Origin of the sequence: Candidatus Midichloria mitochondrii IricVA, from assembly GCF_000219355.1 — a bacterium.
GTDB lineage: Bacteria > Pseudomonadota > Alphaproteobacteria > Rickettsiales > Midichloriaceae > Midichloria > Midichloria mitochondrii.
On the sequence record NC_015722.1, the window covers coordinates 951,352 to 972,479 of the forward strand.

Here is a 21,128-nt window from a genome sequence, read left to right on the forward strand (position 1 = left end):
TTAGTTTGGAACTCGGCCTTGTACATGCTTGTATACTGACGCAGCCTCGTTCTTCCTAAGCATTTGTCTAATTTAATCTGGAAGGAGGGGAGGCCTTGGCTTGCCTTGCAAACTTCGCTTGCTATAATAAGGAACGGAAGGCGTGAGCCCCCCTCACCGGGGCCATTGCAAACTCGCTTCATCTGTAGCTTGGTCCACATCTGCAACTATCAACTCTTCAGATATATACAATTTGCAAAGTCACTTTTCCATCTTCTAAATCGAACTCCTCTCCTGGACTAAAATCTTCTAAGTCTTTAGAAAATTTACCTAATGTTTGACTTTCTATATAATCTTGCCATTCATCTAGAGCGGTAGCAATAAGCTCATCTTTAGTAGTTAAAGATATTTTAATTCTATCCGTGATAGAGAAATTCTTATCTTTCCTTGCTTGCTGTATAATTCTCACTATATCTCTTGCTATACCTTCTCTTTTTAATGAGTCGGTAATCTCAGTATCAAGAACGATTAAAGCATCATTTGTAGTTAAGGAACTAGCCACATTTTTATATTCAGGTTTTGGCTCTAAGGTAATAGAAAACTCCTCTGGTAATAACTCTATACCATCCAAAATCGCTTTATTATCTTGTATATGCCAATTATCTGCTTTTGAGGCTGCAATCAATTGTTTCACATATGTTGGAATCCTTTTCCCAATAATTTGTAGATTTAGTTTTATTTTAAGATTAGCGTACTTAGTTATTTCAGATTTTGGTAAGCTTTCCCATGATTTTACGTTAATTTCATCTAAAATTAGCTTGCTCATATCATCGCTCAAGTCTTCTGCAACCCCGATGAAAGTGACCTTTGCTAAAGGCTGTCTAACTCTAATTCCAAGATCATTACGTAGATATAGTACCGCATTGCAAGCGTCCATTACCCGATCCATACTCTCGATTAAATCCTCCTTAATTAAGGAAATATCAACTTCAGGGTATTTTTCCAAGTGTATACTAGTATCCTCTGAAACATTAGCGTTATACAATCTTAAGAAAATAGATTCTGTAGTAAGCGGCAGTAATGGAGCGATAGCATTAGATATCAAAACTAGGGCACTAAATAAAGTGTTATATGCTGCCAGCTTATCCTCGCCTATCTCAGATTTCCAAAAACGCTCCCGCGACCTTCTTATATACCAATTAGTTAAAATTTCGAAAAAACTTTCAGAAGCCTTAGTTGCAGTCACTGTATCATATGAATCCATTGCTTTTTTAACAATATTAATTGTTTTTAAGCATTTAGATATTATGTATTGATCCATGAAGTTTTTCGATGAGAGATCGAAGCAAGCTTCTATTCGATCAGCGTTAGCATACATTGAAAAGAAATTATATGAATTTAGAATTGGTTTAATGACCAACCTAAATACTTCTTTTATCACTTTTGCCTCTTTATCTATAGCTAGCTCGCTTCCGCGCATAACTCCAGATGAAAGCATAAACCATCTTAATGGATCTGCCCCAATAGTTTCAAAAACTTCATTAGGGTCAGCATAGTTTTTTAAACGTTTGGATAATTTCTGTCCTCCCTCACCTAATATAACTCCGTGGCAAATGCAATTTAGAAAAGGAGGTTTGTCAAAAAGTGCGGTAGATAGAACCATCAACGTATAAAACCAACCTCTAGTTTGGGCCGCATATTCAACTATAAAATCTGCAGGAAAATTATTCTCAAATTTCTCTTTATTTTCAAAAGGATAATGTTGCTGTGCATGGGGCATTGAACCACTTTCAAACCAGCAATCCAACACATCTGCTACTCGTCTTAGTGTAGATTTTCCAGTAGGATCTTTTGGATTTTTCTTTGTTAAGGTATCTATAAAGGGCCTATGCAAATCTTCAATTTTAACATTAAAAGCCTCTTCAAGTTCTCCGATTGAGCCATAAACTTCTATATATGGATATTCAGGATCATCGCTTCGCCATACAGGAATAGGACAGCCCCAGTATCTATTGCGGGAAATCAACCAATCTCTTGCATTCTCTAGCCACTTTCCGAATAACCCATCTTTAATATGGCTAGGGATCCAATTGATCTGTTGATTATTTTTAAGCATCTGTTCTCTGATTTCAGTAACCCTAATATACCAAGAGGGGATTGCTTTATATATCAAAGGGGTATCAGTACGCCAGCAATGCGGGTAATTATGGATATACTGCTCCGTCTTTAACCATAAATTTTGTCTTTTTAAGTAAATAATAATATCATCATTTGCTTCAAAAACTTGTTTACCTATATAATCTGTAACCGGAAAAACAAATTTACCAGCGTTATCAACAGGACATACTATCTCTATTGCATGCTGTTGGCATAAATTAAAGTCATCCTCACCAAAACCAGGGGCTACGTGTACCATGCCCGTACCATCTTCTGTGGTCACAAAATCACCATGTAGTATTACAAAGGCGTTTTTGTGGTCAGCGAAATAGTTGAATATAGGATGATAGGTTTTATTTAATAAATCGCTGCCTTTAACAGGTTTTACTATATTTTCTCCGATTTCGTTTTTGTATTTATGTAATAAAGCCGAAGCAATAATATAAATTTTATCATCTTTAAGAATTGCTGAATACTCTATATCTTTATTAACGGCAATTGCAAGATTTGAAGGTAAGGTCCACGGTGTTGTGGTCCAAATTAAGCAGTAAGTAGGTAAATTCGGTAAATCCTGTATTTTATCCTTCAGTTTCACTGCAACTGTGACTGCTTTACTTTGCTTTTCTCTATAAGCGTTATCTATTCTAGTTTCGAAATCTGAAACAGGAGTTTGGCAGGCCCAAGAATAAGGCATAACTCTCATTGACTCATAAATTAGCCCTTTCTTGTAGAGCTCCTTAAAGGCCCAAATAACGCTTTCCATGTAATTTTTATCCATGGTCTTGTAGTCATTAGTAAAGTCAACCCATCTTGCTTGCCTGTTGACATAGTGCTGCCATTCTTTAGTGTGCTTTAGAACAGAAGTTCGGCAATATTCATTAAAATTGCCAATACCAAAATTCTCTATTTCATTTTTTCCAGAAACTCCAAGCTCTTTCTCTGCCGCCATTTCTGCAGGTAATCCATGACAATCCCAGCCAAACCGACGTTCTACTCTCTGACCTAGCATTGTATGGTAGCGAGCAAAGGTATCCTTAATAAAGCCAGTCAGAAGATGGCCATAATGTGGGAGCCCATTTGCAAAGGGCGGTCCATCATAGAAAATATAATCCGTATCCCCTTTGATCGACTTTGCAAATATTTTAAGCGACTGCCACCTACTGATTATTTCTTCTTCAGCTTGTGCTAAAGAGTTACCCACTTCTAGGTGCGGATATATTTTTTCTAGTTTCATAGTATAATCTTATATTTATGCAAAACCTTTAAGCTTTTTAGCTCTATTAGGCCTGCGAAGTTTGCGTAAAGCTTTTGCTTCAATTTGCCTAATTCTTTCTCTGGTAACCGAAAATTGTTGTCCAACTTCTTCAAGAGTGTGATCAGTATTTACCCCTATACCAAACCTCATTCGTAAAACTCTTTCCTCTCTTGGCGTAAGAGAGGCAAGAACCCTAGTGGTTACTTCTCTTAAATTGGATCGTACCGCAGAGTCAATTGGCTGTAAGGCATTTTTATCTTCGATAAAGTCCCCAAGAACACTTCCTTCATCGCCTTCAGCTCCAACAGGATTTTCTAGGCTCATTGGTTCTTTAGCAATTTTTAAAACTTTCCTTACCTTCTCAACTGGCATTCCAAGTTTTTTTGAGATCTCATCAGGAGTTGGCTCTCTACCTATATCATGCATAATTTGTCTTGAGGTGCGAAGAATCTTATTAATCGTTTCTATCATATGGACAGGAATTCGGATGGTTCTTGCTTGATCTGCAATAGAGCGAGTGATGGCTTGTCTTATCCACCATGTAGCATAAGTTGAAAATTTGTAACCTCTTCTATATTCAAACTTATCTACTGCCTTCATTAAGCCAATATTACCCTCTTGGATTAAATCTAGAAATTGTAATCCACGATTAGCATATTTTTTAGCAATCGATATGACTAATCTTAAATTAGCTTCTATCATCTCTTTTTTAGCTCGGGTTACCATCCTTTCAGATTTTTGCACTTCCACTACTAATTCTTTAAAGCTTTCTATGTCAATACCTAGGTTAGTTGCAACTTGACGCAATTGTTGACGAAGTTCTTCTACCTTTCCATTCTCAATGAACTTGCTATATTTAGGATTTTGAGAGATCTTTTCAATCCAATTTGGATTTAACTCATTTCCTAAATAATCTTTCAAAAATATATTCCTATCAATTCCACATTCCATTGCAAGTTTTAGGAAATTCATCTCAAGTTTAATAAGATTTTTGTTGGCTTCGTATAATTCTTCTAAAAGCTTTTCTATGTTGCTTTCATTCAATTTCAATTCCAACATCACATCTGAAAGCTGCGAGATTAGATTTTCATAATTATCTTGCTGTGCTCTGTCTGGCTTTGCCCCTTTTAGAGCTAATGCAAGTTTTTCTTGCTGCAGCTTCAATATCTCTTCTCCAAGTTCGAAAGCTTTACTTAAGGACTCTATAACTTTAGGCCTTAATTCGCTTTCCATTCTTAAGATAGAAGCATTTTCGAAGCCGTCTTCTTCCGCTTCTTCAGCTCCCTCTTCATTTGTATCGAATTTCTCATTTTCTTCGGTTTCAGTACTGGAAAAATCATGTTTTTGGAATTCTCCAGAATATCTAGCATCCAAGTCTATGATGTTTCTTAAGCTAATTACATCATGGGTTAAATCCTCGTACCATTTTATAATAGAGCGCACTGCCAAAGGACTATGGCAAAGATAAGCAATTCTTTTTCTGCGGCCTTCTTCAATATTTTTTGCAACCTCGACTTCTTTTTCCCGAGTGAGAAGCATCTGCCCGCCCATTTCTTTCAAGTAGAATCTGACAGGGTCATCGCTCCTTGGAGCAGCATCCTCGTTTTCCTCAGATTCTGAAGTTAGGTCCGAATCAGACTCTGATTTATTACCAAATAAATCTAATTCCATATCATCTTCTTCACTATGTTTTGAGCCTCCAATAGATATACCATCAATTGGATCTAGTACGGTATCACCCTCAGTATCTTGTGCATTTGATAAAGCTTTAAGCTCGTCATCTGTAATTATTGGGCCATCTTTAACTTTCTTTAAAGGATCCTTCAATAATGCTTCTTCGTTATTTGTTACAGGAGGAGTATCTTTTTTCTTTGCTGTTGACATATATATATTTTGCTCTGTTTTTAGATTATATTTAATTGTTTCTTCAATTTTGATTCATGGTCTTTTAGCGCCATAAGTCTTGAAAATACATGTTCTGAACCATCTATAATCAGATCTTTTTCGGTTTTTTTTATCTGCTGCTGGACAACATATAGCGAATGCAACTCTAACGCACGCATTAAAATTTGTTTGTGAGAGAACGACTTGGCCTGCGGCTCGACAATGTTTGCAGCTACATTTAACTCTTCTATTAAATCATGTATTCCAAGATCGATTTTTTCCCTATTAGGATTCAGTAGAAACTCTCTAATTTTATCTAATTTTTGATCTGAAATGTCAAGTCTTATCACGGCCTCACTTATTTCGTCATCATTTAAAAATTCAGGATTGCGCAATAAGATATAAAATGCTGTTACAATATGAAAATTTTCATGGCTGAATTTATTATCAAATATAATGTTTTTGAAACTGGTAATATTTCTATCACGTTGTACATTTTGTTTTACAAAATCGTTGAAGGAATTCAACCTAAACAACTCATTTTTAAAGTAATTACGGTATGTATTTTGTAGGTTACGATCTCTTATCTGTCTAGTTATATTGTCTAGCTCATTTTTTAATAGTGCCTTTTCTTCAGGTAGATTATAACCAGTTTTGTTTTTAAAAAATTTAAAAATAAATTCTGATAGATTAATGGGTTTTTCAATACATCTAAGTACTGCATTTTTTCCCTTGTTTTTTATTACCTCATCAGGGTCTTTGCCTCCTAGTAATTCAACAAATTGCAATCCCTTAACTGGGTTAATCAGAGGTAAAGCTTCCATCGCCATTTTATGAGCAGCTTTAGATCCAGCTTCATCAGCGTCCATACATATAACAGGAGTATCTACTAATTTCCAGAGGTCCTTAATTTGCTCAATCTTTAAGCTTGTGCCAAGGGGTGCAACTGCATTTTCTGTTCCAATTTCAGAAAGCGCTAGCACATCCATATAGCCTTCGACTACTAGAACTTTCTGCGCCCGGTACATAGAGCTTTGAGCAAAGTTTAGGCTGTATAAAATCTTACCCTTTTCAAAAAGTGGATTTTCAGCAGAGTTAAGGTATTTAGGTTGGCCTTCATCTAAAATTCTTCCACCAAATGCTATTACTTTCCCAGATTTCTCCATGATCGGGAAAATTAGTCTTCCTCTCATTGGATCGACTATTTTTTCATCTTCTTTAATAGAGAGAATATGTGATTTTTTTATATCATCTATATCAAATTCTTTCTTCAATTCATCGATCAACGAGTGTCTATCAAATGAGGCGAATCCCAGTCGATATTTTTTAATGGTCGCTTCACTTATACCTCTAGCCCTAATATAAACTAGAGCCGGCTGCCCTTGTTTTTCATATAAATTTTTTTGATAAATTTTAGTAATAGTTTCTAAGATTTCATAAAATCTCTTGTGGCTATCATGTCGTTCTCTGTTGTAGGCTGGTAGCTCGACCCCTGCTAAGCTTGCTAGCGTTTCTAAAGCGGTCTTATAATCATAACCTTCGTATTCAATCAGAAATGTAAAGATATCACCATGTGCGCCGCAGCCAAAACAATGATAAAATCCTTTAGTATCGCTCACAGTAAAAGATGGGGTCTTTTCATGGTGAAACGGACAAAGACCAATAAATTCTCCAGCTCCGCGGCCTCTTAAGGTTACTTTCTGCCCTATAATTCTTGAAGCTGGTATTCTAGATCTAATTTGTTCTATATGAAGGGACATACTGCCTAGACTTTCTTAAATGATGGATCAAGCAAATTCATGAGTCTTTAAGTGGGTGTTTTTGGAGTACGAGCTTAGCTGCTTGCTCATTACTAACTTTAGTATATATCTGAGTAGATGATATGTCCGAATGACCGAGTAATTCCTGAACTATTCGCAGGTTGGCCCCATTTTGCAGCATATGAGTAGCAAAAGAATGCCTAATCTTATGGGGGGATATAATATTTGGGTTGACGCCAGCATTAATGGCAACCTCTTTTAAAACCTGACCAAATCGCTGTCTAGTGAGATGAGTAACCTTACCGGCTTTGTTGAAAGAAGGGAACAGCCAATCTGTTTTTGTACCGCGCTTTATAAAAGCTTCTCTGATTTCCAAGTATTTAGCCAGAGCTTCTTTTGCATATTCATTTAAAAGTACAATTCTTTCTTTACCACCTTTACCTTTAACTATTACATAATTAGCTGATGATTTTGGGCTGTTTTGTAAAGATTGAAGTTTTAGTGTTAATAATTCTGAGATCCGCATCCCCGTGGCGTATAGAAGTTCAAGCATGGTTGCTGTTCTTATGCCCTCAAACGTACTGATGTTGTATGCGTACTGTAATAACATATCTATCTCATTCCGTGATACAGCTTTTGGAAGATCTATTGATTTTTTAGGCATCACTAAATCAACTGCTATGTTATTTTTTACCAAACCTTCTGAAGTTAAGAAATCAAAAAATTGCCTTATTGATGAAATCTTTCTTGAAATGGTTTTAGGCCCAATGCCTTGATTGAGCTTAAGTTTTGCTAGATAATCTTCTAAAATTTTTAAATTTATCTCATCCAATTTTAGCTGAAGGCTAGCTGTGTGCTCTAAAAGCTTTTCTATATCGTTCTTATATGCGTATACGGTATTCTGAGCAACAGACCTTTCAGCTGCCAGCATTTCTAAAAAATTTTCTAGTGCTCTACCGTATCTTATCATTTTCAAAAAAATCTAGTGATGAGCAAATATATCTGCCCCGTTCCAACCAAGAAGATCAAGCACTGCTCTAGTTGGTAAAAAATCAAAGCACTGTTGCGCTAAATCCTTTCTATTTTCTCTTACAAGCATTTCATTAAGAGCTCTGCGTAGAGAATGCAAATACAAAACATCTGATCCAGCATACTCTATTTGTTGTTGAGTTAATTCTTTAGACCCCCAGTCAGAACATTGCTGCTGCTTAGAAATTTTAACCTCAAGGAGTTCGCTACAAAGTTCTCTTAGACTATGCGCATCAGTATAAGTTCTGCTTAATCTTGAGGCAATTTTGGTGCAATATATGTTCTTTAATTTGATGCTAAGGTAGTGATTTATTATAGCTAAATCAAATCGCGCAAAATGAAATATTTTGACCGTTTTTTCATTGCTTAATACTTTTTTTAGATTTGGAGCTGCATATTCTGCAGAAGGAAAATGTACTAGATGGGCCGTACCATTACCAGCGCTGATTTGTACTACACATAGCCTGTCTCTTAAAATATTTAACCCCATAGCTTCACAATCAATTGCTATATCATCTGGAAATTCAACATCTTTAGGTAAATCGTACTTATGGTAAAAAAACTGCATTTTGAAGACTTTCTATTAATTTAAAATTATTTATACATTAATCATGTGGATTATGACAAATTCAAATTACAACTATTATCTTTTTATGCTATTTAGGAGCTTCGTACAATTTTTATAAAGCAATGCTTAATTTACTGGTTGGACTTGGTAATCCGGGACAGGAATATGTTGGAACGCGGCATAATATAGGTTTTGAAGTGATAGACCGATTATCGAGGAAATATGGTGTGAATAGTTTCACTAACAAATTTCATAGTTTATATACTAGGACCTCTGATGACTTAGTTCTTCTTAAGCCCGTTACTTATGTTAATAACTCAGGGGCGGCAGTTATTGAAGCTGCTAAATTTTTTAAGATTCCACCGGCTCAGATCTTTGTATTTCACGACGATTTAGATCTCAAGACGGGGAAAGTTAAGGTTAAAATAGGCGGCGGGCATGGTGGCCATAATGGTTTGAGATCTATCGATCAGTATATAGGCACAGATTATTGGAGAGTGCGTATAGGGATATCTAAGCCAGAATATAAAAGCAGTGTTAGCGATTATGTACTGAAAAAATTTACTAAAGAACAGAACGAAATAATTAATGTAGCGGTAGAAAAGATTGTTAAAAACATTCATATACTAATGAAAGACGGCAAAGATAAGTTTCTTTTAGCGGTATATAATACGAATTAAATTGAGGACAAAATGGCTTTAAAATGTGGAATAGTGGGGTTACCAAATGTGGGTAAATCAACTTTGTTTAATGCATTAACCAGCGGTATTGCCGCTGAGGCTGCAAATTATCCTTTTTGTACTATCGATCCAAATTTCGGTTGCGTTTCAGTTCCAGATAAAAGGTTAGAAAAGTTAGCAGAGCTTGCAGGCTCACAAAATACCATTCATGCTCAGATCGAGCTTGTAGATATCGCTGGGTTAGTTAGAGGGGCCCACGAAGGACAGGGACACGGCAATCAGTTCTTATCGCATATTAGAGAGGTGGATTGTATATTATATATTTTGCGCTGCTTTGATGACCAAGATGTTATACACGTTGAGGGAAGAGTTGATCCTATTTCTGATAACGAAATAATAGAGACAGAATTGATATTAGCAGATATCCAAAGCCTTACTAAAAGAATACCAAATATGGAGAAAAAATCTAAACAAAGCAAAGAAATAGCAGACCAGTTAATCTTAATTAATGAGGTACTTAAAGTGCTAAACGAAGGTAAACCCGCAAGGTCTTTGATTACTGAGCATAACCTTAATGAAATTAATAACTTACAGCTCTTAACCAGTAAACCATTTTTATATGTTTGCAATGTAGCGGAGTCAGATATAATAGATGGTAATGCATTAACTAACGCTGTATTGCAAAAGGCAAATGAAGTTGGAGCTAAGACAGTTTTAATATCCGCTCAAATTGAACAAGAAATTGCTAATCTAACAGAAAAGAGTGAGAAAGAAGCATTTTTAAAAGCTTTAGTGCTTGAAGAGAGCAGTTTACATAGGTTAATCAGAGCAAGTTATGAAACCTTAGATTTAATCACGTTCTTTACAATAGGTCCCAAAGAAGCGCATGCCTGGACTACTCATAAGGGGGCAACTGCGCCGCAAGCAGCGGGGGTTATCCATACCGATTTTGAGAAGGGATTTATATGTGCAGAAACAATAAGCTGTATTGACTACATGAATTACGGCAGCGAAGCAAAAGTCAAGGAAGCTGGAAAACTGAGGCTAGAAGGCAGAGAATATAGAGTAAATGATGGTGATGTTATGCATTTTTAGATTTAATGTTTAACTATTTTGAAATCATTACTTCGTTTATACGCTTCTCTCCCGTTCACTGTTTTTTCCGAGAATCGGATTAGTACCCGAAAAATTTGTAGCAGCTTGGACTGCTTTGATATATAAATTGACCTCATATCTTTAAGTAAAATAAAACACAATGCATAAATATCGTACGCATCACTGTAACGAATTAAGTTCGGCTGATATTGGCCAAAAAGTTAGACTATCAGGTTGGGTCCATAGAAAAAGAGATCACGGCGGAGTTTTTTTTATAGATTTACGAGATCATTATGGTATTACTCAAATTGTCACCTCTGATCAGGATCCCGAGTTAATAAGGTTAGAAGAAAGTGCCTATGCTGAATTAGTTTCTTTAAGCTATGAAAGCGTTATTACTATTACAGGCACAGTTTTGAAAAGATCAGATGAAACAGTGAATGGCTCAATAACTACAGGCAGGATTGAAGTCTTAATCGAAGACTTTTCTATTAACTCAAAGGCCGAGGTCCTACCATTAAATGTTAATAGCGATATGCCTTTTCCAGAAGATATTCGTTTGAAATACAGATTTTTAGATCTGAGACGCGAGAAGTTACATAAAAATATAGTTCTGCGCAATCAAGTTATTCGATTTATTAGAGAGAAGATGCATGAATTAGGATTTAATGAGTTTCAAACTCCAATTTTGACTGCCAGTTCTCCGGAGGGCGCAAGAGATTTTCTAGTCCCAAGCAGATTGCACTATGGTATGTTCTATGCATTACCTCAGGCTCCTCAGCAATTTAAACAGTTATTAATGATCTCCGGTTTTGATCGCTATTTTCAAATAGCTCCATGCTTTAGAGATGAAGATGCAAGGGCTGATAGAGCGCCAGGAGAATTTTACCAGCTAGATGTTGAAATGTCATTTGTTACCCAAGAAGACGTTTTTGCAACTATAGAACCAGTACTTTATGGGACATTTAAGAATTTTTCAGATTTTGCAGTGACAGAAGCACCTTTTCCGCGCATTAAATATGCTGATGCGATGCTGAAATTTGGCTCAGATAAGCCGGATTTGAGAAATCCTATTGTTATATCAGATGTCACTGATCTATTTAAAGATTCAGGATTTGCTATATTTAAAGAAGCAATCGATAAGCATAGCGCGTGCGTCAGAGCGATTCCTGCTCCTCAAGCAGCTGCTCAACCCCGCAGTTTTTTTGATAAAATGGTTAGTTATGCGCAAACTGATTTGCAGGCAAAGGGCCTTGCTTATATAGTCTTTGGGGAAGATGGAATGGCAAAGGGTCCCATTGTAAAATTTTTAAATGAAGCACAATTGAGAGATTTAAAAACTCAAGTAGGTTTACAAAATGGAGATGCGGTATTCTTTATTTGCGAAAAACCAGCTCTAGCCTCCAAAATGGCTGGCCATGTTAGAACTAAGATTGGTCAAAAACTAGATTTGCTTGAGAAGGATGTTTATAAGTTATGTTGGATTATTGACTTCCCATTTTATGAATGGAACGAAGATGAGAAAAGAGTAGATTTCTCTCATAATCCTTTCTCTATGCCACAGGGGGGTATAGAAGCTTTAGAAGCTGCAAATACCGTTGAAAAGCAGTTAGCTCTTACTGCTTACCAATATGATATCGTCTGTAATGGTATAGAGCTTTCAAGTGGGGCGATTAGGAACCATAAGCCTGAGATTATGTACAAAGCGTTTTCCTTGGTTGATTATGATAAAGATTTTGTGGATAATAAATTTGGAGCCATGATTAAGGCATTTACTTACGGAGCCCCGCCACATGGAGGGATCGCACCTGGTATTGATAGGATAGTCATGCTACTTGCCAATGAACCTAACATTAGAGAAGTGATTGCTTTTCCTCTTAACCAAAATGCGCAGGATCTGCTAATGGGCGCTCCTTCTTCTGTAACTGCTAAGCAGCTTAAAGAATTGAATATTAGTGTTGTGCCCAAATTAGGAAAAAAGATTGCATGATTATAGGTGTTGGCTGCGATATTGTTAAAATTTCCCGCATCTCAGACTTACTGAAAGAGTACGGGATGAGCTTTAAAAAAAAAATATTTACTGAGGATGAAATAAATTTAGGGGAGAGGTTAGACGAATTGCTGCAAGCCAGTTATTATGCAAAAAGATTTGCGGCTAAAGAAGCATTCTCTAAGGCTTTGGGAACTGGTATAGGAAATGGGTTAGGTTTTCTTGATATTGAAGTCATAAATAATGAATTAGGAGCCCCTAAAATAAATTGCCAGAAGCTAGGCAATAAGCTGGCTCACCTTTCTCTATCTGACGAGCGGGAATTTGCAATAGCGTATGTAATTGTTGAAAAGAATGGTTATAGATAAGCCCCTCACAGCTGAGTAAAAGCCTGAGTATGTTTATTAGTACATTACTAGCGATTTTAATAGAAAAGTGAAGCTTATGTTAGGGACTTAATTAAAGGTTAATATTGCTCGTAAATAATGGGTAATATTAGTATCAATAATATGGGATAGCGGTTGCGGTGCGAAGCTTATTGTATATATTGAACTTACGTTGAATCAAATTTTTAAGGAGGCGCTCACATGTTGGGGTTTTTGTTGTATTTTATCTCGAGAGAGACATGTAACTAAGTAGCTAAGGCTAGTTATCATTCTAAAACTGCTCAAGAATCAGCAACCACTGCAGCTTATGAGACGTTTTGTGCTGCAAAGGATACTGCAAGAGTGGCTTCTGCGCTTCCATTAGCCTATTGTACTTATAAGGAGTTTTTGTGGAACGGTGATTGGAAATCTTCCTATTATAAGTGCTGCATCTACAATAGCTAAATATACTGTTTCACCTATCGCGTCAACTGTTATATCGGGAGTAGCAAGCGTGCTAGGATGTGCAGCTAAAGGCCTTGTATTTTTATCCGGTTTCTGCTTTTGCTCTGGTTACAGGACTTACTTTCTGTAAAACCGGAGATATACAGCGCTTACAGCCCGTAATTGAGAAAACTGGGTCTGCATTGTACCATACAGGCAATGCGGGCAAGAAGCAGGAACTTCTGCTTATCATGGGGCTAAAGCGATTGGAGGAGCCGTTAGTGATCTTTTATCAGGAAAGGAAACTTGGCTACGGAAATGGCACGTGAATTAAAACTCGCCGAGCATGAGAAAGATGTGGCTTATGCATATGACATGCCAAGTACAGACTTCGTTATGTGAGTGACAATCCTTATGAGGGGATAAGCTCTCTTTTTGGCGAAGAATCACATTTGTGTTAGCAATAACGGAGTAGATTACTTTATGCAGCTGGTATTGGTGCTATTGGTGCCAATTAGCCGGCCGCATAAAAAAAGAGTAGACTAGCGTTTTATTTTTGCATGACTAACACTTCAAGTGAATATTTTTAAGTAAATCACTGCTTAATTAATGTAAAAATTGGCATTGCCTAATATTTATAGATAGGAGTTTCAAATCCAGCAGATGCCTATGGAAGAAGAGGGTAAGAGTAGCGCAAAGCATCCTCAGGAATTTGCTGTAGCGCTTCGTTCTTCGATTAAAACTAGCTTGATAATGCCTCTTAAAGAATTCTTTGATTCTACCAATGATGTCTCAGCTTTTGTTCTGTGATGGTGCGTGGAGATTTTATAGTATTCATAAACGCTGTAATCATCTGTACATGCTCATTTATAACGTTCCTCAAAGCCTAAATGACAGGTTCAGGTGGGTTGCCTTACTCCCCGGTCACCTACTTCAAAATCAATAATTTCACCCGCTCCTCTATCAACTGCAATCAATATAAAGGTGTACCCCACTTCCATTCTTTGGTCTTTTTTTATATATGTGCACAGCTCGCCAATCTCTAGGACCTCGATATCCTTAAGTGACTTTGTGCTGTTGCAGCTCTTATCTAACTTTTCTTGCACATAGCGCCCCCCCGTCCTTCGATCCATGAAGATATTTGGCTGTTATGGATTCCAGTCAGTCTCTCTATCGTCCTAATCCCGCAGTCCTCAAGATTAGGTTTTAAGTCTATCATTCATAGTGTATTTCTGTCGCTTATTACCTTCTCGGTAATTCTTTTTGCAATTCTTGCACCTATTTACCTCTTGCTGTCCCTATACCACACCATTCTTCACCTGCTCGCTAGAGCCGCAATATTTACACTTGATTGTCCATTTCTACTCCACCTATTCTACTAGAAGATATCAACACCCTCTCATTGCTGTCTATAATTACCAGGCATTGCCAAATCCTTAGCGGGACACAAAAGACTTACTGTTGCAAGGCTGGTTTGCTTTTTTAACATGTCCTACCTTGCAAAGATTAAAGTACTTTAGCCATAATACTACGAGCGATAGGCTCTCAAATAGAATGCGGTACAAGAGGTTAAACCTATACCATTAAATTATAAAGGATAGGGTTAGCGCCAATCATCCCGCTTCCCTCTTCTATCGTATGATTACTTTTAAAATCTGAAACAACTCCACCTGCTTCTCTGATTAATAGAATACCTGCCGCAATATCCCAAAGTTTAATTACACCATGAACACAAAAATCAAACCTACCACTCGCAATATATGCCATGTCTAAAGCGGCAGATCCAGTGATGCGAAATCTGGCCTTCTGCTCTTTCAAAAGCAAATGAATTCTTTCCTCCTCAGTAGAATAACTCCCTAAAACACTACTTATGGTACCAACCGATTCTGATAGTTTTTCCCTGCTAGAGACTTTTATTTTTCTCTCTGCATAAAGGTCATCTATATAATAAGCTCCTTTGCCCTTTTCACTCCAGTAAATATCTCTTGTAATTGGACAATAGACAATCCCGGCAATAATTTCTTTTTCTGTATTGGTCCTTTCAAGCGCAATTGAGACGCAAAAATGCGGATTACCACGCATAAAATTTGACGTTCCATCAATAGCATCAACTATCCACCGATAATTAAATTCAGGGTCATTTATAATTTCTCCCCGCTCTTCTAACAAGAAGTTGCTATCAGGAAAAAAATGAGACAACTCTCTAATGATAATTTTCTCTGCCTTTACATCAGCGTTGGTTACAAATCCTCCTAAATCCTTTTTAGAGACCTGCAACTTCTCTAACTCATAAAAATCCCTGGTAATGGCATTACTTACCTTATCACAAGTTTTTATTAAAAAATTTATTAGGTTAGATCTCTTGCTATGCATATTAGGTCAAAACCTGAGGAATTAGTGAAATATCAAACAAAAAGGGCGCCAAAAAGTATAAACTTTTCAACGCCTTTTTGAAACAATTTCCAAGCTTATAAAACTTGATAAGGAACCGGTCTTCCAGCCGCATCACGCACTAAATCACCGTTATCAAATTTAGCTGCTACATAATTGCCATGCCCAATTTTTCCGCCCTTATACATTACAGGTTTCACTTCTTTTCCGTCTACCTTTTTTAAAGTTGCGGAAGCACCACGATTCGCAATATTATTCTTTGATGTTTTTGTACCCTTTGCTGCCATACACTTGAACCCAATCAATCTTTGTGTTAAAAATTCCATAGTGCGATTATGGACATTTTACACAATTAGTCAAGTGGTATTGACTTTCTATATAGTGGTTAACAATACTTATGCTCTTCAACCAAGCAACTTTTTTAACTAGCGCAGCTAATTTGCGCAATTTACCAAAAACTCAGCTACCAGAAATTGCCTTTATAGGCAGATCGAATGTTGGTAAATCAAGCCTCATCAATGCAATTGTTGGCAATGCAAAAATTGCAAAAACTTCAAAAACTCCCGGCAGGACTCAACAAATTAATTTTTTTAAGCTCCCAGAATTTATTATAGTGGATCTACCTGGCTATGGTTATGCTTCAGCTCCAATAAAAGTGATACAAAAGTGGCAAGAATTTAACTTAGAGTACATAAAAAACCGTCAACAATTAAAACTGGTTTTTATCTTGATAGACAGTAGAATTGGGTTTAAAGAATTAGATTTAAACCTCATCGAACAACTAAATGAAGCTGGAGTTAAATGTAGAATTATCTACACTAAAGTTGACCAACTAAATAAAAGCGAAATAGAAATTTTAAAATCAATAACCACTTTTAACGATAGATACCCTCTCCTAGAGCCGAACGCTTTGATCGCGAGTAGTAAGAATAAGGAAGGTATAGAAAGAATACGTAAGGTGATTTTGCATTATATAATTTCTTGAAATGAATTGCTTTTGTTTTATTATATATAGAAAACTTAGATAGCGTTTTTGCATCATGTTAAAGGATAGTGACAGAATTTTTTCTAATCTTTATGGACAAGATAGTGCTGATTTAAAATCTTCAAAGGAGCGCGGTGATTGGGATGAAACAATAAAATTTTTAAAATTAGGCCCCGATGTAGTTATTGAGGAAATTAAGAAATCTGGTTTAAGAGGCAGAGGCGGGGCCGGATTCTTAACTGGAGCAAAGTGGTCTTTTATGCCTAAAAATCCAACTGAAGAAAATCCCTCTTATTTAGTCGTTAATGCAGATGAGGGTGAACCTGGAACCTGCAAAGATAGAGATATTATAAGACACGAACCTCATAAAATTATCGAAGGATGCCTCATAGCAGGTCATGCAATCCGAGCAGAAGCCTCTTATATTTACATACGCGGTGAATTTTATAACGAAGCAATTGCTCTACAAAAAGCAATTGATGAAGCATATGAAGCCGGATTAATTGGAAAAAATGCTTGTGGCAGCGGCAAGAATTTCGATATCTACCTACATAGAGGGGCCGGAGCTTACATTTGCGGAGAAGAAACTGCTCTTCTTAATAGCTTAGAAGGCAGGAAAGGCATGCCACGACTTAAACCTCCGGCTTTCCCAGCAGCAGTTGGTTTATTCGGGCATCCAACAACTGTAAATAATGTCGAAACTATCGCAGTGGTTCCAGCCATTATGAGGCGTACTGCTGATTGGTTTCTCTCTCTAGGTAAACCCAATAATAGTGGCACAAAGGTTTTTTGTATATCTGGCCATGTAAATAAGCCTTGCAACGTTGAAGCAGAAATGTCCATCCCTCTTAAGGAATTAATCGAAAAATATGCAGGCGGAGTAAGAGGGGGTTGGGATAACCTTTTAGCCATTATTCCAGGCGGCTCATCAGTGCCAATGCTACCTAAAAAAATATGTGATGATGTTTTAATGGATTTTGATAGCCTAAGAGCGGTACAGTCAGGACTTGGAACTGCCGGGGTAATCGTTATGGATAAATCAACAGATTTGATTGAAGCAATAGCACGATTGTCAAAATTTTATATGCATGAATCTTGTGGCCAGTGCACACCTTGTAGAGAAGGCACAGGTTGGATCTATAGAATTATGTCAAGACTGGTTAAAGGTAACGCTCATTCGGAAGAAATAGATAAACTTTTTGAAATTACTAAACAAATAGAGGGTCATACTATTTGCGCTCTTGGAGAGGCTGCTGCATGGCCCGTACAAGGTTTAATTAGACATTTCAGAAACGAAATAGAAAATCGTATTAAAATATTCCACAACAATAGACTCTCAAAAGGAAGAAGGGCTGCATAAATAACTCATGACGAAAAAAGCTAAATCCTCTAAAAGAGTTTGTATACGGAGAAAAGCCTCTAGAAAAGGTATTTTCTTTCGATTAAAAAGAGTTTGGCAAAACAAAATTTTTAGGCTTTTTATAAAAAGCTCAATAGCAGGATTAATAATAGCCGCCTTTCTTATTTCCATTTTCATAATTTACTGTGCAATCGATCTTCCAGACATTGAAAAATTATCAGAAGACAATTCTAGGCCTCATATAATAATCAGAGCAGGAACAGAAGAAATATTAGCTCATTATGGAGATATTTATTGTAGATCTTTGACCTATGGGCAATTACCTAAAACTCTCATCGATGCTGTTTTAGCCACAGAAGATAGAAGATTTTTTGATCATGCTGGAATAGATTATTTTGGCATAATTAGAGCAGCATATAAAAATAAAATTGCTGGAAGGGTGGTCCAAGGTGGCAGCACCATTACACAACAGCTAGCAAAAATTATTTTCCTATCAGCAGAACGCACAATCAAACGTAAGGTACAAGAGGCATTACTTGCAATTCAATTGGAAAGATTATTTTCCAAAGAGCAAATTCTCGTTATGTACTTAAACCGCGTTTTTTTAGGGCATGCCAATTACGGCGTTGATGCGGCTGCTAGAAATTATTTTGGTAAACGTACTGAAAACTTAACGCTCTATGAATCAGCGTTTATAGCCGGAATGCTTAAAGCTCCTTCTCGGTATGCGCCCCCTGGAGGCGCAGAAGTGGCATTGAATCGAGCTAAGCAAGTGCTGTCAAACATGGTAGCAGCTGGGTTTATTTCTAAAAGACAAATGGAGAACGCTGCCATACCCAATTTTATTAATAACGCACGGCCAAGCGGATTATTAGTTAATCAGTTCTTTACTGATTATATACTATCAGAATTACCTAAACTAATCCCCAATATCAAACAGGATCTAGATATACATACAACCTTTTCGTTAGAAATACAGCATAACCTTGAAAAGGCTATCACAAAAACTTTAGAAAAAGACAATATATCTAAAAAGATACAGGTCGCCGCTATAGTAATGAATAAGAATGGGGGGATAAAAGCAATGATGGGAGGAAGGTCCTACGTACACTCGCAATTTAATAGAGCGGTTGCTGCAAAGCGTCAACCTGGCTCAATTTTTAAATTATTTGTATACTTAGCAGCTTTAGAAAATGGTTACAGCGCTGATAGCTATATTGAAGATGAAGAGGTGAAAATTGGTAAGTGGACCCCGAGGAATTTCTCAAGGAAATATATGGGTACTGTCTCCTTAATTGATGCCTTTGCCTACTCATTAAATACTGTCGCTATCAAACTCAGTGAATCTGTAGGTCGAGAAAAAGTGATTTCTATGGCAGAAAAGCTCGGCATTGAAGACAGTTTGAAGAACTTACCAAGCCTTGCTCTGGGGACAAGCGAAGTTACTTTATTAGATCTAGTCTCTTGCTATGCAGTCATAGCTAATGATGGAATGCTGGTTAATGATTCAAGTATACTTAATATATCAAATTCTAATAAAAAAACTATCTATCGTCTCAAGAGAGGCGGGATATTTGATAATAGCAGAGTTTTAGAAGAGAACGTAGTATCTCAAATAAAAGATATGCTAGCAGCGTCAGTGATGTATGGTACCAGCAAAAATGCTGCTGTCCCTGAACATAAAGTTTACGGTAAGACCGGAACAAGTCAGGATCACCGCGATGCATGGTTTATTGGAATTGTAGATGACTTAGTTCTTGGTATCTGGGTTGGCAACGACGATAATACTCCTATGAACCGTGTTACTGGCGGCACCTTGCCCGCTAATATATTTAAAGAATTTATGAAAATGAGGTGATCTACCTACTCAATGCTATATAGAATCAACAGCGGAGAAGAGTAACGGAGTGCCTTTTATCTCAATACTGCTATAATCCGGTATAGAAATTGATTCTGGGATATGAAACATGAGTAACAAACACATCAGTAGTAATGATTTTAAAACTTTTCCTGTAGACAAAACGACGCTTATGTAAGATAAATCCCTCTTTATACATCATGTGATAGAGAGCGATAAAGAAGCAATATTAATTATTCGTCCAAGAAGGTGGGGCAAATCTTTAAACTTCGATATGCTGAAGAAGTTTTTTAATATTGAAGTTGATCAATATGGTAACAAGGTCGAGCATAATTCAAACAGAGTACTATTTGCCGGCGGTGAAGCAGTTTTAGCGGATGGCCGCACACTAAGTAACCTCAGTTTGACGTTAAGGAGTATGCCCGTGAGCCTATTTTTCCATGAGATAATATTGGGTTGAAGACATAAGCCAAGAGCCCTGAGAAAGAGGTCTGTCAAGAAATTGTTTGGCGAGCGATGCCGTGGCGCTGGATTTGGCAAATCTCTTTCAATTCTCCGATGGCTGTTTCAATCAATCCACGCCCTGCAAGAAGCAGTTGTTTAAAAGCCGCAAGCGGGTTTTGTTTTTCTTAAGCCGTGTGATGAGCTCAATACCTTGATTGCTCAGTGTTTTTGCTTATATACCACCGATCTCCGAATAGAAGGCCTGTCAAATATTGAGTCAGTTTCTCGACAACGGCTCGATCATCTGTATTACCCGAAGTCAGTGTGAATGACATAATCTCTCCTTGATCATTGAGGCCAAAGAACCATCCGGGTCGACGTTTTCCCACGCTGAGCGACGCCTTTAAGGACCTTATTACGGCTAATACGTAAGTTATGACAAAACCTTCCAGCTTTTTGTTGAGTCAACGTACCTGTTTGTTTCCCTTTGCAGCAATTCAGCAGAATGACCAACGGGATGACCGCGTCTCGCATCAGCTCAACAAAGCGATTGTAGCTGATAAGCTTCGGCAATCCCTCTCTGAGAGAGATTTGAAAACAGTTTAGGTAAAAATCTTTGAATCCGGTAATGCCCTCAAATGAAACAAAACGAGGATCGTTATAACTTCGGAAAGCATCATCCCAGACTCTCGTTCCCTTTGTCTCTGCGAGTTTCTTGAGGATCTTTGGTACGTGAGTTGTCGCTTGCAAAAATCATCAATCAAACAAAATATTTCTACTAGAGGAACCACTTTCCTTATTTATCGTGAAATTGAGAAGAACTTAATGGTTACACAGCTTCTTTGAAGCCATATCAGATAATTTCTTTAAAACTTACCTAAAAC

The 21,128-nt window shown here is 37.1% G+C and carries 19 protein-coding genes and 2 pseudogenes; 9 read left to right on the plus strand and 12 right to left on the minus strand.

Features of this window, described 5'->3' with window-relative positions; all coding sequences use genetic code 11:
* Positions 1-217: 217 nt before the first annotated feature.
* The 5 genes from ileS to MIDI_RS04990 are packed head-to-tail and all read right to left on the minus strand — an operon-like array spanning position 218 to position 8,632.
* Entirely contained in the window at positions 218-3,370 is a 3,153-nt protein-coding gene (gene ileS / locus MIDI_RS04970; RefSeq protein WP_013951487.1) for an isoleucine--tRNA ligase, read from the minus strand.
* Positions 3,371-3,385: 15 nt separating this feature from the next.
* Entirely contained in the window at positions 3,386-5,275 is a 1,890-nt protein-coding gene (gene rpoD, locus MIDI_RS04975; RefSeq protein ID WP_013951488.1) for an RNA polymerase sigma factor RpoD, read from the minus strand.
* Between the two features lie 20 nt (positions 5,276-5,295).
* The gene (gene dnaG, locus MIDI_RS04980; RefSeq protein ID WP_013951489.1) at positions 5,296-7,035 is read right to left on the minus strand and encodes a DNA primase; all 1,740 of its coding nucleotides are present in this window, start codon (positions 7,033-7,035) and stop codon (positions 5,296-5,298) included.
* A 37-nt stretch (positions 7,036-7,072) separates the two neighbouring features.
* A complete protein-coding gene (locus MIDI_RS04985) occupies positions 7,073-8,005 on the minus strand; it encodes a tyrosine recombinase (RefSeq protein ID WP_013951490.1) in 933 nt (310 codons plus the stop codon).
* A gap of 12 nt (positions 8,006-8,017) precedes the next feature.
* Complete coding sequence (locus tag MIDI_RS04990) at positions 8,018-8,632, minus strand: ribonuclease D (protein ID WP_013951491.1); 615 nt, start codon at positions 8,630-8,632, stop codon at positions 8,018-8,020.
* 122 nt (positions 8,633-8,754) lie between these two features.
* Here MIDI_RS04990 and pth point away from each other — a divergent pair, with 122 nt between their 5' ends.
* From pth to MIDI_RS08960, 5 genes and pseudogenes are all read left to right on the plus strand, one after another.
* Positions 8,755-9,312, plus strand: coding sequence for an aminoacyl-tRNA hydrolase (gene pth, locus MIDI_RS04995; RefSeq protein ID WP_013951492.1), 558 nt, complete (start codon positions 8,755-8,757; stop codon positions 9,310-9,312).
* Positions 9,313-9,324: 12 nt separating this feature from the next.
* Positions 9,325-10,420, plus strand: a pseudogene (ychF, locus tag MIDI_RS05000) (redox-regulated ATPase YchF).
* Between the two features lie 147 nt (positions 10,421-10,567).
* Positions 10,568-12,397, plus strand: a complete 1,830-nt coding sequence (aspS, locus tag MIDI_RS05005) for an aspartate--tRNA ligase (protein ID WP_013951494.1) — start codon at positions 10,568-10,570, stop codon at positions 12,395-12,397.
* Entirely contained in the window at positions 12,394-12,765 is a 372-nt protein-coding gene (gene acpS, locus MIDI_RS05010; protein WP_013951495.1) for a holo-ACP synthase, read from the plus strand. The genes aspS and acpS overlap by 4 nt, the downstream gene beginning before the upstream one ends.
* Positions 12,766-13,875: 1,110 nt before the next feature.
* A complete protein-coding gene (locus MIDI_RS08960) occupies positions 13,876-14,016 on the plus strand; it encodes a hypothetical protein (RefSeq protein ID WP_013951496.1) in 141 nt (46 codons plus the stop codon).
* 89 nt (positions 14,017-14,105) lie between these two features.
* On the opposite strand, the gene MIDI_RS08965 is transcribed toward MIDI_RS08960, so the two are convergent.
* From MIDI_RS08965 to MIDI_RS05030, 4 genes are all read right to left on the minus strand, one after another.
* The gene (locus MIDI_RS08965) at positions 14,106-14,312 is read right to left on the minus strand and encodes a hypothetical protein (protein WP_041185402.1); all 207 of its coding nucleotides are present in this window, start codon (positions 14,310-14,312) and stop codon (positions 14,106-14,108) included.
* On the minus strand, positions 14,297-14,425 hold the full coding sequence (locus MIDI_RS09850) for a hypothetical protein (RefSeq protein ID WP_272940949.1): 129 nt from the start codon (positions 14,423-14,425) through the stop codon (positions 14,297-14,299). Before MIDI_RS09850 ends, MIDI_RS08965 begins: the two co-directional genes overlap by 16 nt.
* Before the next feature lie 356 nt (positions 14,426-14,781).
* Entirely contained in the window at positions 14,782-15,579 is a 798-nt protein-coding gene (locus tag MIDI_RS05025) for an inositol monophosphatase family protein (RefSeq protein ID WP_013951498.1), read from the minus strand.
* Positions 15,580-15,674: 95 nt separating this feature from the next.
* Positions 15,675-15,884: a hypothetical protein gene (locus MIDI_RS05030; RefSeq protein WP_013951499.1), complete on the minus strand. Its 210-nt coding sequence runs from the start codon at positions 15,882-15,884 to the stop codon at positions 15,675-15,677.
* Between the two features lie 110 nt (positions 15,885-15,994).
* On the opposite strand from MIDI_RS05030, the gene yihA reads away from it, so the two are divergent.
* The 4 genes and pseudogenes from yihA to MIDI_RS10410 form a co-directional block, all read left to right on the plus strand.
* The gene (gene yihA / locus MIDI_RS05035; protein ID WP_013951500.1) at positions 15,995-16,582 is read left to right on the plus strand and encodes a ribosome biogenesis GTP-binding protein YihA/YsxC; all 588 of its coding nucleotides are present in this window, start codon (positions 15,995-15,997) and stop codon (positions 16,580-16,582) included.
* A gap of 55 nt (positions 16,583-16,637) precedes the next feature.
* Positions 16,638-17,942 (plus strand): NADH-quinone oxidoreductase subunit NuoF, encoded by a 1,305-nt coding sequence (nuoF, locus tag MIDI_RS05040; RefSeq protein ID WP_013951501.1) that lies wholly within the window; start codon positions 16,638-16,640, stop codon positions 17,940-17,942.
* A gap of 7 nt (positions 17,943-17,949) precedes the next feature.
* Positions 17,950-19,800: a transglycosylase domain-containing protein gene (locus tag MIDI_RS05045; RefSeq protein WP_013951502.1), complete on the plus strand. Its 1,851-nt coding sequence runs from the start codon at positions 17,950-17,952 to the stop codon at positions 19,798-19,800.
* Between the two features lie 202 nt (positions 19,801-20,002).
* Positions 20,003-20,062, plus strand: a pseudogene (locus MIDI_RS10410) (hypothetical protein); the annotation flags it as partial.
* 44 nt (positions 20,063-20,106) lie between these two features.
* Here the strand turns inward: MIDI_RS10410 and MIDI_RS09445 are convergent.
* The 3 genes from MIDI_RS09445 to MIDI_RS08100 form a co-directional block, all read right to left on the minus strand.
* Positions 20,107-20,340 (minus strand): hypothetical protein, encoded by a 234-nt coding sequence (locus tag MIDI_RS09445; protein ID WP_237697352.1) that lies wholly within the window; start codon positions 20,338-20,340, stop codon positions 20,107-20,109.
* 107 nt (positions 20,341-20,447) lie between these two features.
* Entirely contained in the window at positions 20,448-20,633 is a 186-nt protein-coding gene (locus tag MIDI_RS07395) for a transposase (protein ID WP_041185411.1), read from the minus strand.
* On the minus strand, positions 20,593-20,994 hold the full coding sequence (locus MIDI_RS08100; RefSeq protein WP_041185524.1) for a hypothetical protein: 402 nt from the start codon (positions 20,992-20,994) through the stop codon (positions 20,593-20,595). The genes MIDI_RS07395 and MIDI_RS08100 overlap by 41 nt, the downstream gene beginning before the upstream one ends.
* Positions 20,995-21,128: the final 134 nt, after the last annotated feature.